The organism is Methanosphaera sp. DEW79 (genome assembly GCF_003266085.1).
GTDB classification, from domain to species: domain Archaea; phylum Methanobacteriota; class Methanobacteria; order Methanobacteriales; family Methanobacteriaceae; genus Methanosphaera; species Methanosphaera stadtmanae.
Map to the genome: position 1 here is coordinate 1 of NZ_MUZW01000058.1, position 14,861 is coordinate 14,861.

A 14,861-nucleotide genomic window follows, 5' to 3' on the forward strand; every position below is an offset into this window, starting at 1 on the left:
TGGTTTTCTATATTCTTCTTTAAGGTCCGTTGTAACTGATTTTGACTTACATTTAGCTTTATCTATCTTTAAAAATGTCTTAGATTCAATTTCTACAAAATCTTCTATAAAATCGTAAAGTTTAAGTTGTTTGTCGTGCAAAATAGTATTAGGAACTTTTATTTTTAAGTTTTTCATATAAATATATAATCTCCTCTTTATATAAAGACTTTTTTTATGCTTATTTTTCACAATAGAATTATTTCAAGTGTAAATTTTTAATTTAAACCGTTTCAAGCATATTTCTATTTTTTTATTGAAAAAAATCAAAAATCAACTAAGTTTCCTGACAATGACCACAAGAAAGCGTAACATTTATATATAATAATTTAAATATATAGTATTAACCTTTATGTAGGTTATTATTTTTCAATGGTTAAATCCATCCAAAATATAAAAATAAACTTTTTTATACGCGGGGGTGGTCGAGCGGTCAAAGGCGATAGGTTGAGGGCCTATTGAGGTAGTCTCTTCGCGGGTTCGATTCCCGTCTCCCGCATTTAATTTCAAAAACTTATTTTAAAAAAAATTATATTTTAATTGTAACTTTTAAATTACAACCCTTTTTTAAATCATTAATTAAATCTTTATCCAAGTCTCTTGCAGCCTTATTAGAATTAATCATCAATGTACGATTACATGTAAAATCACTTTTTCGACAAACCATGTCAGTTGGATGATTAAGTGTTAATTTTGAACATCCAAAACCTATTATAGAGTCATGTGCATTATCTGTTTCTAATATCAATTCTATTTTTGTATTATCAGTTTTTATTTTTTCTTTTAAAGTACTTGGTAAATCATTTAATATTGTATTACTACAAACACCAATTATACAATCACCCTTTAGTGTTAATGTTTTATCAGTTGTTATTTCAAAAGTAGATTTATGATGGGACGTTATATTTTCATGTCCCCTTGCTAAAAAACTATACTCCATATAATCACGTAAAATCCTATTTTAAATTATTCCACTTAATATTTATAAAACTTATATTGAATAAATTTTATGGAAAACTAGAATTTATATTAGATTATTAAAATAATAGTAATATATAAAAGAATAAATTAATTTTAGATTTTGAAGGGAAATAAAATGGAAATACCTGATAAAGGAAATTATTGTTTAATTATTAAAATGAAAAATGATTGTACAATTAAAATAGGTGCAAAAGGAAATATTGATTTTAAAAAAGGTTATTATGTTTATGTTGGTTCAGCATTAGGGACATTATCTAATAGAATAAAAAGACATCTATCTAATGATAAGAAAAAACATTGGCATGTGGATTATTTATTACTTAATAAAAATACTGAAATTAAAGAAGTGATATACACATACTGTACTAAAAAAATAGAATGTAATATAGCCTATAATATACAAGAAGATGCAACTAATTATATTGAAAGTTTTGGATGTTCTGATTGTAAATGCATGTCTCATTTATATTATTTTAACAACTATACTAATGCTCTAAATAGTAGTATTAATTCTTATAAAAAAATAAATTATAAACCATATACATGGTTTTAAACATATGAATAGAAGAACTCTTCAAATTCCTCAATACCCATAGGTGTTGGTGTAGAAAATTCCTGATTATTCATAATATTGTTTATAAGTTCAGAATAGATTTTTGACTGACTAGAATCAGGGAAAGTTTCAACAACTGTACTTGCCTTATATTCACTTGTCTGAACAAGTTCACATCTGGGAATTATACCCATAATCTTACTTGAAATAAGTGATGCAAACTCTGTAACCACTTCCACCTCATTTTTCACATTCCTACAGTTACAAATAATACCACCAAGTTTACCATTTAATTTCTTAATTCCCTTAGCAATATTATTTGCAGCATATAATGACATGTATTCTCCACTAGTTACAATATATACTTCATCAGCATAATCCTCACGTAATGGTACACTAAAACCACCACATACAACATCACCTAAAACATCATATATTACTAAATCAGGATCATTATCAAATGCACCAATTTTATCAAGTAGATTCATTGCAACAATTACACCCCTACCAGCACAACCTACTCCTGGTTCAGGTCCACCAGATTCTACACATAAAGTATTATTATATCCTTCATATACAATATCTTCAAGTTCAGGTTGAGTATTATCTCTCATTGTATCAAGTATTGTTGGTATACGTTTACCTACCAATGTTCTTGTAGTATCAGCCTTAGGATCACAGCCAATAACAAATGTTGAATTATCATATGCTGCAGCCATATTTGATACTGTTGTTGATTTTCCTATTCCACCCTTACCATATATTGCTATTTTTTTTAAAACCATATTTTACACATCCTTTATTTGTACTTTTTTATACACATGATCATTTTCACGAACAATACCATTTATTTTTATACCTACATCTTCTTTTGAAACTTTATCTACATTCACTCCATTAACTTGCATGGATGTTACCTTCTCTGTAATACTACCAGTTTTATTTCCCTGAATTATTATAGTATCATTTACTTCTAAATCAGACCATAACTTAATTTCAGCCACATTGATTTTCTTATAGAAATTTGTTACCTGACCAATATCCACCTTTTTATATGTTGCCTTATTATCAAAACTCGTTAATTTAGGAGTTCTATAGTAAAATCCAGTGTCGAATCCCCTGTTAAATACTGAACTTAACTCTTTTTTCCATTTTAATAATAAATCAGGTGATTTTTTCTCCCATTCACCACTTTCATATAAATCAATTGCTTGTCTATAACAGTTTGTAACTGTTGCCACATAATCTGCAGGTCTTGCTCTTCCTTCTAATTTAAATGCATCTATTTTTGATTCTATTAAATCAGGAATATGTTCAATCATACATATATCTCTTGGACTTAGTATACGTGAATTTTCTATGGAATTGTTTTCAGGATTAGATAATATCAATTCCTTATTTTCTGTTGATTTAAGTACCCATTCCTGCCTACATGGTTGTAGACATTCTCCACAATTAGCATTTCTATCATAGAAATATGAACTTAAAAAGCACCTGCCAGATACTGCTACACACATTGCTCCATGAACAAATGTTTCAATTTCTATTGGAGATTTTCTTTTAATAGTACAAATATCCTTTAATGATAATTCTCTTGATAAAACAGCCCTTGATATTCCTAATTCTTTATATAACTTCAGTGCTTCTACATTTGTAATGTTTGCTTGAACACTTAGATGTAGAGGAATTGATGATTTATTTGCTATGTTAATCATACCCATATCTGAGATAATTAAAGCATCAACATCATATTGTTCCAGTTTATCTAATTGTTTCCCATATTTTTCTAATTGATTATCTGAAACTATAGTATTAGTACAAACATATAATTTTTTATTGTTATCATGACACTGAACTACTATATCTTTAATATCTCCAATATCAATATTTGCAACATTTGCACGCATATTATAGTCAGTAATTCCCACATATACAGAATCAGCATTGTTATTTATTGCAGCACTTACTGAACGTTTATCTCTTGCTGGTGCTAATAATTCAACCATATTATCAAAAACCTGTAAAAAAAGATTAAAAAAAAGATTTAAAAAAGTGATTTATTCATTATCTAATAAATCATCTGGTATAACTGTTGGATAATCCCCAGTTATACATCCTAAACATAAGTCTTCCCTTGGAGTTCCTATTGATTCTACTAGTCCCTCAATACTAATATATCCAATAGAATCAACACCAATTTCATCACGTATTTCTTCAGTAGTTCTATCCACTGCAAGTAACTCTTCTTTTGTAGCCATTGCAATTCCATAGAAACAAGGAGATATTATTTCTGGACATCCTACTAGTAAATGAACTTCACTTGCTCCAGCATCACGTAACATTTTAATAATAGTTTTTGAAGTTGTACCTCTAACTACACTATCATCAATAACTATTACACGTTTATCTTTAATTACTGAATTAAGTGTGTTCATTTTAAGTTTTACTGCAATATCCCTATCTTTTTGTGTTGGCATGATAAATGTTCTTCCAACATATCTATTTTTAATTAAACCTTCAGCATAAGGTATTTTAGATTCACGAGCATAGGCAAGTGTAGCTGGAATTGCAGAATCTGGAACAGCTATTACTACATCAGCATCAATTGGATATTCCTGAGCTAATCTTTTACCCACATTTAATCTAACCTCATAAACACTTTTATCAAAGATTATACTATCTGGTCTAGCAAAATATAAATATTCAAACATGCAATTAGCAGTATGTTCTTCTTTTGGTAGGAAATAACTTGTTTCTTTTCCATTGTCTATTTCTAATATTTCACCAGGTTCTATTGAACGAATATATGGAATATCTAAAGAATCAAAAGCAACTGTTTCTGATGCTATTACTAAAAATTCATCACTTCTACCTAAAGCCAATGGTTTCATACCTAAAGGATCTCTTACAGCATACAATACACCATTAATTAATATAACTAATGAGTATGATCCTATTAATTTAGAACATGTTTTTTGAATTGCTAATACAACATCCCCACTTTTATTATATTCATCTATTATAAGATGACATATTACTTCAGAATCTGTTGTAGATTTAAATTCATGATTTGATTCTAATAATTCCTTTCTTAAACTAGTAGAATTAACAATATCTCCATTATGTCCTATGGATATTATTATATTTTCTTTATGTTCTACAAATGGTGAACAGTTTTCATGAGATGAATCTCCTGTTGTAGAGTATCTTACATGACCTATTCCAACATTACCATTTAATATATCAAGTAGATTGTTATCAAAAACATCTGAAACTAAACCCATACCTACATGAGTATTTATTCTTCCTTCTTTTAAAACACTTATTCCTGCAGATTCTTGTCCTCTATGTTGAATAGTATACAAACCAGAGTAAATCCAAGAAGCTACATCTACTGATTCATCATAAGAGTATACACCAACAACACCACATTTATCTTGCAAATCATTTTGCACGTTTTGTCTCCCCATATTATATTATTATATTATAAAAAAAAATTGAAGTTGAAATAATTAATTATAATATTAGATATAAATTTTAGAATACTTATATTTTAGGCAAGTTATAATAAAAATATAAGTAAAACTTTAAAAAAAAGAAACTTCTAAAAAAAGATAAAAAATAAAAAGTAGATTTATTCTACAATTTTTTCTCCAACAGCTTTTACTTGAGCTAATTGATTTTCTTTATCTTTAATTGCACCTGGAATATTATTATCAGGAACTACTGTTAATCCTTGTACATCAAATCCTAAAAATCCAAATGCTTCTACTTGTTTATTTAAGGTTCCTTTAAATAATTCAGGATCTTCCATTCCTTGTGATACTATCATTGCAAATTTTTTTGTTCCATAGGTTTCTACAAATGGAAATTGGAAGTATGAATATAATCTGTCAATAAATAATTTTGCTTGTGCATTTACATCAAAGAAATATACTGGTGTTGCAAGTATTACTCCATCAGCTTCTTCTATTGCTTTGTAAATTTTTTGCATATCATCATCTACTGCACATTTTCCTTCATGGGATTTACAGTAGTTATCTCCTTGACATGCTGTTATATTCATTTTATTAATATCAAATATTTCAGTTTCTGCTCCTTTTGCTTTTGAAGCTTCGAGTGCATTTTCTAATGCAATTCTTACATTACTTCCTTCACGTGGACTTGTATTTATTCCTATTATTTTCATATAAATCACCTTTAAACTACAATATATAACTACTATATATATGCTATTTCACAGAATAATCCTATTATTTATAAAGGATTTTGTTCTATTAAATAAAAACTAAATAAATAAATAGTATTTTTTGAAAAAAACAATACATTAAAAAAATAATAAAAGACTATAACCATTAAAGAATAAATTATATTGAAAAATAATCAACAATATCCAACATAATATCCAGAATATTTTTTTTAGATATGAATATCATATATAATATATAGAAAAAAAATAAGAGGAAGATAGAATGAAAGTTAATTATGAATGTGCATCATGTATGTTAAGACAATCCAGAGAAGCTATAGAACATGCAGTAGAGGCTAATGACAAACGTATGGATGTATCATTAAAAGTTCTTGAATTTATGGAAAAACACTTCAAAAAAGATTCAAATTCAAACAAGTTAGGAACAGATTTACATCATATGATTATGAAAGAAACAAAAAACAACGATCCATATAAACAATTACGTGAACAAGGAAATCAACTTGCAAAAAAATTAGTACCACCAATAGAAGACATGTTAAAAGAAAATCCTAGCTTTGAAAACTATGTTAAAATAGCTGTAGCTGGAAATATCATTGATTTTGGAGCATTAGAAGAATCTACAAACATGGAAGAATTAATTAAAGAACAACTAAAACGCCAACCTTCAATCAATCATATAGATAAATTAGACAAAGCACTGCAAACTGCTAAAACAGTGTTATATCTAGCAGATAATTGTGGTGAAATAGTATTTGATAAACTTCTAATTGAAAAAATAAAAGAAGATTATAATCTAGAGATTATTTTAGCTCTAAAAGAAAATCCAATACTAAATGATGCATTACTTTCTGATGCTGAAGATTTAGAATTGGATAAATATACTAAATTAATTACAACAGGTGCTGCAAGTGTAGGTGTTGTTGAAGATTATGTTTCTGATGAATTAATTGAATTATTACATTCATGTGATGTTGTTATAAGTAAAGGTATGGGAAATTATGAGGGTTTAACAGAAATGAATATTAATAGGAGTGTATTTTTCCTACTTAATACTAAATGTCAAGCAATATCTGATGAAATAGGTGTTGGATTAAGAAGTAGTGTAATTATTAAGAAAGATCTATAAATAACTAATTCATATACCATTGTTTATTAAATGCTAATACATAATTAGAAATTATTGTAGAATATGTATTTAATAAACCAACTGTTTTTTTCTCAGACACTGATTTACCTACATTTTCAGTAAATACAAGCATCATTTCATTATAATCACGTATTATAAGTTGGGCTGTAGGAATATTGATGTATTTAATATCAACAGGTAAATCATCAAGTACTTCTTCTATAGAAATAACTTCATTGTTTACTACACATGATTTTGCTGCTAGAATTTTTATAGATACTCCTTCTTCATGTAGAAATAAAATATGGTTCTTAAATTTTTCAATTTCAGATGGAAATATAAATCCTATTCTCATTAAAAGTATTTTCTTTGTTCTGGCCATAATCTCATATTGTTTTAAAACAACTCTATCCTTTGTATCATATACCTCTACTGATGTGTTAATTCTTGGAAGATTACTCTCATATATACTATTAAATGTTTCTTGAACATCGTTTATGTTGTTTATAAATTGAGTTTTAATGTTATCAAATGTTTTCTTTGGAGCGATTACTTCATATTCTATTGGATGAGTTTTTTTTATTTTAACATAACCTTTTTTTTCTAAACTTTCAAGTACTGAGTATATCTTTGATCTGGGAACTTTTGATTTTTGACTTAATTCTCCAGCCTTTGCTGTTATTAAAGATACAAGTGCAATATAAACCTTTGATTCATAATCTGTTAATCCTAATTGTTTCAATATATCTTTTGTTGATTTCATATTTACTACCTATACTTAATATTAATTTTTTATATTAATATAAAGATACTGTTTTTTTCACTTAGAAAGTTACAAATTATTATATGTATTTTAAAACTAACAAATTAAATAAAAAGATAATAGGTGAAAATATGAATAATAATATGTTTTGTTATCAATGTTCTCAAGCAGCAAACGGAGAAGGATGTACAATATCAGGTGTATGTGGAAAAAATGAAACACTTGCCCGATTACAAGATAATCTTATCTTCTCATTAAAAGGAATATCTGCATATGCTTACCAAATGAGAGAATTTGGAGTTACTGATGAAGAAATAAATGCTTTTTTAGAAAAAGGATTATATTCAACATTAACCAATGTAAACTTCGATATTCCAAGTTGTATTGATTTAGCAATAGAATCTGGAAATATAAATATAAAAGCTATGAGTGGACTTAAACAAGCACATATAGAAAATTATGGAGAACCTGAAGTTGCAGAAGTACTTGTTGGTGCACAGAAAGGACATGGAATTCTTGTAACTGGACATGATCTTAAGGTACTTGAAGAAGTATTAAAACAAACAGAAGGTAAAGGAATTAATGTATACACACATAGTGAAATGTTAATAGGACATGCATATCCTAAACTTAGAAAATACAAACATCTAAAAGGTCAACTTGGTGGTCCATGGTATGATCAAAAAGAAATCTTCAGTAAATACAACATTCCTATAATTGTAACAACAAATTGTGGATTAATTCCTGCAGATGAATATGCTAATCGTATATATACAACAGGTATTGAACAATTACCAAATACTCCACACATCGATGATTTTGACTTTAGTGATGTAATAAAACAAGCATTAGAATTACCAGAATTAGAAGATGAAGAAAAAACAACACTTACCACAGGATTTGGAAAAACAACAGTTTTATCTCTTGCTGATAACATTAAAGAAGCTGTTCTTAGTGGAAAAATCAAACAATTCTTTGTAATGGGTGGATGTGATGTTCCATATAAATCTGAAATGGAATATTATAGAGAATTTGTAAAACAATTACCTGAAGATACAGTAATATTATGTGTTGGATGTGGAAAATACAGATTTAATGATTTAGATCTTGGAGATATAGATGGAATTCCAAGACTTATTGATTTAGGACAATGTAATGATGCTATAGTAGGTGCTGAAATATTACTTGCATTAACAGAAGTATTTGATATGGGATTAAATGATTTACCTGTAACATTTGTATTAAGTTGGATGGAACAAAAAGCAGTGTCTATTCTTTGGAGTTTACTTGCATTAGGTCTTCAAAATATACATATTGGCCCTATACTTCCTGCATGGGTTGATGAAACAATACTTGGTGTTTTAGTTGAAAACTTCAATCTTAAATTAATTTCAACACCAGAGGAAGATATTAAAGAAATATTAGGATAAAACCTACTACTTCTTTTTTTATGATTTTGGATTTGTAGTTGTATTTAATATTTTAGAAAATTCTAAATCAGCATACCACTTATTTTTACATTCACAGGAAAATTCTTCCAATTCTTGTGGTATTTCTTGTTCTAAGTTAGACTTTATTATTAAACTTTTTAGTTTTGCATTGCATTTTTTACAATTAAATGGTCCTCTTCTCGTACCAAAACCTGCAGTATCCATAATCATAGGTATATCCACATTTTTTCGTACTTCTTTTATTATTTCTATTGTAGTCCATATCCATGGAGGATTGTATGATCCTCTCTTCCATAAATAGTCCATTAATGTTCCACCATGCACTGTTGATGGACAGTATGCTAAACGTTTTACTCCCACTTTCTTTGCATAATATGCTGATTCTATTGATTCTTCTAGTGCATCTTTTTCTGAGAGAAGTATTGGTTTTACAAGCAGGTATGCTTTTGCTCTAATATCATATTCATCTATGGAATTTATTGTGTCCACAGCTCTTTCAAATGACTTGTTTGTTATTCCCTTATTTATTTTATTTAGGCGAGTATCTTCATTTGATGTTTCAAGACCTATACCAATTTCAAATATTTTATCTGGTATTATACTAGCTAACCATTTAAGTGAATCTTCATCTATGTATTCAGGTTTTGATTCAACTATTACTTCTTTTATATTATCATATTTACTAAATACATTAAATATGTGTTCTTGAACTTTAACATCCACTTCATTTTTATTTAGAAAACTTCCAGATACAAACAATTTTATAGCAACATTTTCATGGGATGTAATATCAGTTTTTTCTAATTGTTTTTTCCATTCATTATCAAATATTTCAATTAGATTTTCATCTGAAATTTCACATAATGGTGAATCTGCAATATAACTACACATTGTACATCCACCACTTTCTGTAGCCCATTGACAACCACTAGTTGGAAGTACTATAAAAATAGTATATCCTACACTATCATATAACCTATCCTTATTTGCCCAACTTGCAGCATATGCCTGTAATGGTTTTTTATCCTTTTTTCTATCTCTTTTATTGATTATATTCTCAATAGAATGTTCTCTTATTTGTTTATTTATAACTTGTACTTGCATAACACCAATCCCTTAATTAAATGAATTAATAATATCCTTTAATAATTTTAATGATTTAATTCTATCCTTTCCTATTGGTGAACCTACAACAAATTCATTAACACCAATATTTTGAAGAAGTTCTATTTTATTTGTTATATCCTTTGGTGTACCACATACACAGAATGCATGAATCATATCTTCAGTAATTAAATTTGATGCTCCTTTAAAATCATACTTTCCAAGACAACTTCTTATTTTATGTGCAGCTTCAATTGGAATATTATGACGATTTAGAACTATATCTGGTGCTCCACCAATAATAAAAGCTACAACTATTTTTGACTGAGAATAGGCTTGTTGTATATTATTATCTATACTACATGATGTATATGCAGCATAATTAAATTTTGATTGAGAAATTGATGATTTGGAAAGACCCTTATTTATTAAAGGAATTGCTATTTCAAAATCTTTAGGATTAGAAGCATTGATTAATGTTCCATCAGCAACTTCTCCCGAAGCTTCAAGCATTTTAGGACCTTGTGCTGCCATATATATTGGTATTGAATCTTGTATTTTTGATGTTCCATTAAGACATGCACCATGCTCTATTTTTCCACCATTTGTAAGTAATCTAATCGATTGAATTGCTTCTTTAACTGTTTTAACTGGTTTATTCCATTTTAAATTTAAAGTTTCCATTGTAGCCTTGTCACCAGGTCCAACACCTAACAATGCACGTCCATTTGATATTTCATCCAAGGTTGTTGAAGCTGCTGCAATTGTCACTGGATTACGTACATATGGATTAGAAACACCAGACCCCATTTTTATTGTACTTGTTTCATATGCTGCAATTGATAATACTTCAAAAACATCCCTATTATTATAATGATCAGTTATCCATACATTTTCAAAACCAATATTTTCAGCTAATTTAATTAATTCTAGAATATCTTTAATTGGTTCATTAGGAAGTAGTTCTAAACTGAATTTCATAGTAAATCTCCAAAATTATTTATTATAATATGTAAAATTGTTTTAGTAAAAAATAATTCTTTTATTCATTTATTAATAATATAATAATAATTACATATTCATCTAGTTTAATAATATATTTTACATATGTTCTATATTTTACTATGATTAAATTAATTATATGAAAAAAATAGTATTTTAAATATTTAAAAAAAAAATAAAAAGAGATATTAAAATGGTAATGATATGTATCTAGTTATACTACCACAACTATTCCAATTCACAATATTTCCAAAGGTATTACTATTTGATGTTCCATCACATTTATACCATTTACCATTAACATAAACTTCAGCCCAAACGTGTCCTGTTACAAGACCACTACGGAAGTAACATGTTGCATGACAATATCTTGCAGGTATATTTGCTGTACGCATCATTGCAATTACTAAGTGTGCTGTATCTACACAATTACCATATCCACGATTTAAGGTACCAATTGCACCATACCTTGTATTATAATATCCACTATATGATGTATGCTTATTTACATAATTAAATATAGCTACAGCTTGATTATATGTACCTGTAACTCCGGCAATTGCTTTTGATAGTGCATTTTTAATTGCAGTACTATTTACTTCACAATTTTTTGAAGATACAAGATACTGTGAATATCCATCAGGTACTGTGTTTGTAGATGGATTAGATGTAGATGGATTACTTGTTTGATTTGCAGTTTTTATATTAAGAACTGTACTGTAATTTGGAAGATTTTTATTCACATATAAGTATGATACTGCACGTGTTAATAAATAATATGCATCCTCATATGATAAGGAATATCCAGCTACTTTTATATTAACTGGAGAATATCCATAAGTATCAAAGTTATATGCAATTTCTTTTGATAAACTTGCATAATCGTTTTTATATATATTTACTCCATACTTTGAAGTTGAAGATGATGTTTTAGCCATATAACCCATTGCATAAAAACTATTATTTGTACTTAATACTCTAGATACCATGTATAAGAAATCAACTTGTGATACTCCAACAGATCCAAACATTACAGTTTTTGGTAATGCATTATATTTTTCAATATATACTTTAACATCATATGCTTTTTTAAGTACTTCATTATATGAAAATACATAATTATATAATCTTAATTTTGAAGTTGTAGTGTTTGCATTTAATTTAGAATTTCCACTATAAACTACTGTTATGTTGTTTAATGCTGTAGATAATGGTGTTGTATTGTATTTAAGAGTTGCAATACCATTTACCACAGAAATTGTAGAGATTGTTTTACCATTGATTTTAAATGCTACTTTACCACTTGATGCAAGATTACCTGTTAAATCAGTGACTTTAGCTGTGAGTGTTACTGTTGATTTTTTTTCTGCTACAATGACGTTTGAAATTGTTATTTTTGATGGATTTAATGTTGGTGTTGTGTTTGTTATATTAGAACTTGTTGCATGTGGTATATTACGAACTGTACTGTAATTTGGAAGATTTTTATTCACATATAAGTATGATACTGCACGTGTTAATAAATAATATGCATCTTCATACGATAAGGAATAATCAGCAGCTTTTATACTAACTGGAGAATATCCTGTAGTATCATATGATGATACTAATGTTTTTGATAGAGCTATATAATCGTTTTTATATATATTTACCCCATATTTTGAAGTTGAAGATGTTGTTTTATCTTCATAATTTAAAGCATAAAATGTATTATTTGAACTTAATACTTTAGATACCATGTATAGAAAATCATTAGAAGATACTTTGGTATTTCCAAATAACACATACTCTGGTATTTTATGATATTTTTCAATAGATAAATTAACATCGTATGCTTTTTTAAGTATTTCATTATATGAGAATGTTTGACTATATACTCTTAGTTTTGTATTAGCACTAGTTACATTGAATTGGGAATTTCCACTATAAACTACTGTTACATTGTTTACTGTTGCAGATAGTTTTGATGTATCATATTTAACACTAGCCATACCTTTTACTAATGATATTGTAGATATTGTTTTACCATTGATTTTAAATGCTACTTTACCATTTGAAGCAAGATTACCTGTTAAATCAGTGACTTTAGCTGTGAGTGTTACTGTTGATTTTTTTGATGCAATAATATTGCTTGAAATTGTTATTTTTGATGGTTTTAATACGTTTAAATTAGTATTGAATGTTTTTGAGAGTGTATAATTTGTTTCACCCACTTTAACTGTTAATTTATATGTTTTAGGATTTTTAGGAGTTGTGTATGTCATATTACACATTCCATTTAAAACTGTTGTTTTTCCTATTGTAACATCATTAACTTTAAATACAACTGTTACGTTGTTAAGTGGTATGTTATTTGACTGTGTTATATTCGCTTTAAAAACAACCTTTGAAGAAGGTGCTGCAGAATATGAACCCATATTAATTGTAACATTATCCTTTACTAATTTTAATGTAGTATTTGCACTTTGAGGTAAAGTAGAACTTGTTTCACCTACTTTTACTAATAAATTATAGTTTTTTGCACCCCACTTAGGAACTGTGTAGTCCAATGAAGCTAATCCTTTAACTGTTTTTGTTTTTCCAATTGTAACTCCATTTATTTTAAACACTGCATCAACATTATTAAGTGGTTTATTGTTACTAGTATATGCTGTTGCATTAAGAGTTATTTTCTTTTGTGCTGTTGTTGTTATAGGATTTATCTTTAAAACTATGCTTGATTTAACATCATTTGTTGTTTTTAATGTTTTTGTTACTGATTTATTTTGAATAATTGTTTGTGATGATGTTTGTATTGTGTTATTATTTGATTTGGTTGTTGTTTGTGTTACTTTATCATCTGTTTTAGTTGATGTTAAAATCTTTGATCCAGATTCATTGCTTATTTTATCATTATTAGTAGATTTTACTTCTGATGTCTTAATTGATTTTGTAGCTTTTGAGATTGCATTAGTTTCTACTTTATTATTAGAAACTACTTCTTTCTCTGCTACTGTAGTTAGTTGATTTTGAGTATTACTTTCTACATGAGTATTAACTACAGGTGAGGTAGTTGAATTTTCTGCTGCTGATACAGCTGTAATACTAATAATCAGAGTCATTAAAAACATCAGAATCAAAATTTTCTTAATCTTACCGCCTCCTCATAATAAACCAAAATATGAATTATTAATTCGATTGAGTAAGTCATATATTTTATATAATTTAATAAAATTACATAACTTATTATTCTGATTTTATTTAAATTTGATAATCAATTTTTTTCTATTAAAAAAAAAATTAATAAGCTCTGAAATTTAAGAATCTCTATGAATTCTTAACTATAACTTTTATAGTAGAAACTATTTAAATCTATAGTCAAAAAGTATATATAATACCCCTATTATTTTTCTATTAAAACATGAAATTAAGTATTGTTTTTTGAATATTTACAGGATTATTATATGATTTAATGATAATTTTTTAAAAACAAATGAATCTATTTTAAATACTTAATATAATTTTGAAAAAAAAATATTAAATAATTAATTTAAAATATTTTTATAAGGAAATTCAATGAAAATAAAGATTACTTTCAAGAGAAAATGATATAAATAAAAATTATGGAGTAGTATCAAAAGCAATAACCG

Annotated in this window: 12 protein-coding genes and 1 tRNA gene; 4 read left to right on the forward strand and 9 right to left on the reverse strand. The window is 27.2% G+C overall.

Annotated features, from left to right (window positions below; genetic code table 11):
- The first annotated feature begins 454 nt into the window (after positions 1-454).
- A tRNA-Leu gene (locus tag BZ132_RS05335) sits at positions 455-538 on the forward strand.
- A gap of 30 nt (positions 539-568) precedes the next feature.
- Here BZ132_RS05335 and BZ132_RS05340 read toward each other — a convergent pair.
- A complete protein-coding gene (locus tag BZ132_RS05340) occupies positions 569-979 on the reverse strand; it encodes a DUF371 domain-containing protein (protein ID WP_011406699.1) in 411 nt (136 codons plus the stop codon).
- Between the two features lie 156 nt (positions 980-1,135).
- On the opposite strand from BZ132_RS05340, the gene BZ132_RS05345 reads away from it, so the two are divergent.
- A complete protein-coding gene (locus BZ132_RS05345; protein ID WP_286940626.1) occupies positions 1,136-1,573 on the forward strand; it encodes a DUF123 domain-containing protein in 438 nt (145 codons plus the stop codon).
- Here the strand turns inward: BZ132_RS05345 and cfbC are convergent.
- The 4 genes from cfbC to BZ132_RS05365 form a co-directional block, all read right to left on the reverse strand.
- Positions 1,570-2,358 (reverse strand): Ni-sirohydrochlorin a,c-diamide reductive cyclase ATP-dependent reductase subunit, encoded by a 789-nt coding sequence (gene cfbC / locus BZ132_RS05350; RefSeq protein ID WP_011406701.1) that lies wholly within the window; start codon positions 2,356-2,358, stop codon positions 1,570-1,572. The two genes, BZ132_RS05345 and cfbC, sit on opposite strands and share 4 nt — an antisense overlap.
- Before the next feature lie 3 nt (positions 2,359-2,361).
- Positions 2,362-3,579: a peptidase U32 family protein gene (locus tag BZ132_RS05355; protein ID WP_286940627.1), complete on the reverse strand. Its 1,218-nt coding sequence runs from the start codon at positions 3,577-3,579 to the stop codon at positions 2,362-2,364.
- 51 nt (positions 3,580-3,630) lie between these two features.
- Positions 3,631-5,043: an amidophosphoribosyltransferase gene (purF, locus tag BZ132_RS05360; protein ID WP_181454858.1), complete on the reverse strand. Its 1,413-nt coding sequence runs from the start codon at positions 5,041-5,043 to the stop codon at positions 3,631-3,633.
- A 164-nt stretch (positions 5,044-5,207) separates the two neighbouring features.
- Entirely contained in the window at positions 5,208-5,762 is a 555-nt protein-coding gene (locus tag BZ132_RS05365; protein WP_048059752.1) for a flavodoxin family protein, read from the reverse strand.
- Positions 5,763-6,045: 283 nt separating this feature from the next.
- Between BZ132_RS05365 and BZ132_RS05370 the strand changes: the two genes are divergently transcribed.
- Positions 6,046-6,912 (forward strand): DUF89 domain-containing protein, encoded by an 867-nt coding sequence (locus tag BZ132_RS05370; protein ID WP_011406705.1) that lies wholly within the window; start codon positions 6,046-6,048, stop codon positions 6,910-6,912.
- 4 nt (positions 6,913-6,916) lie between these two features.
- On the opposite strand, the gene BZ132_RS05375 is transcribed toward BZ132_RS05370, so the two are convergent.
- Complete coding sequence (locus BZ132_RS05375) at positions 6,917-7,675, reverse strand: TrmB family transcriptional regulator (protein ID WP_011406706.1); 759 nt, start codon at positions 7,673-7,675, stop codon at positions 6,917-6,919.
- Between the two features lie 131 nt (positions 7,676-7,806).
- Here BZ132_RS05375 and hcp point away from each other — a divergent pair, with 131 nt between their 5' ends.
- Positions 7,807-9,105: a hydroxylamine reductase gene (gene hcp / locus BZ132_RS05380; RefSeq protein WP_048059753.1), complete on the forward strand. Its 1,299-nt coding sequence runs from the start codon at positions 7,807-7,809 to the stop codon at positions 9,103-9,105.
- 18 nt (positions 9,106-9,123) lie between these two features.
- Here the strand turns inward: hcp and BZ132_RS05385 are convergent, their stop codons facing one another.
- The 3 genes from BZ132_RS05385 to BZ132_RS05395 form a co-directional block, all read right to left on the reverse strand.
- A complete protein-coding gene (locus BZ132_RS05385; protein WP_011406708.1) occupies positions 9,124-10,230 on the reverse strand; it encodes an archaeosine biosynthesis radical SAM protein RaSEA in 1,107 nt (368 codons plus the stop codon).
- A 12-nt stretch (positions 10,231-10,242) separates the two neighbouring features.
- Positions 10,243-11,211, reverse strand: coding sequence for a 5,10-methylenetetrahydromethanopterin reductase (locus BZ132_RS05390; protein ID WP_286940628.1), 969 nt, complete (start codon positions 11,209-11,211; stop codon positions 10,243-10,245).
- A gap of 209 nt (positions 11,212-11,420) precedes the next feature.
- Positions 11,421-14,333, reverse strand: coding sequence for a pseudomurein-binding repeat-containing protein (locus BZ132_RS05395; RefSeq protein ID WP_286940629.1), 2,913 nt, complete (start codon positions 14,331-14,333; stop codon positions 11,421-11,423).
- Positions 14,334-14,861 lie beyond the last annotated feature (528 nt).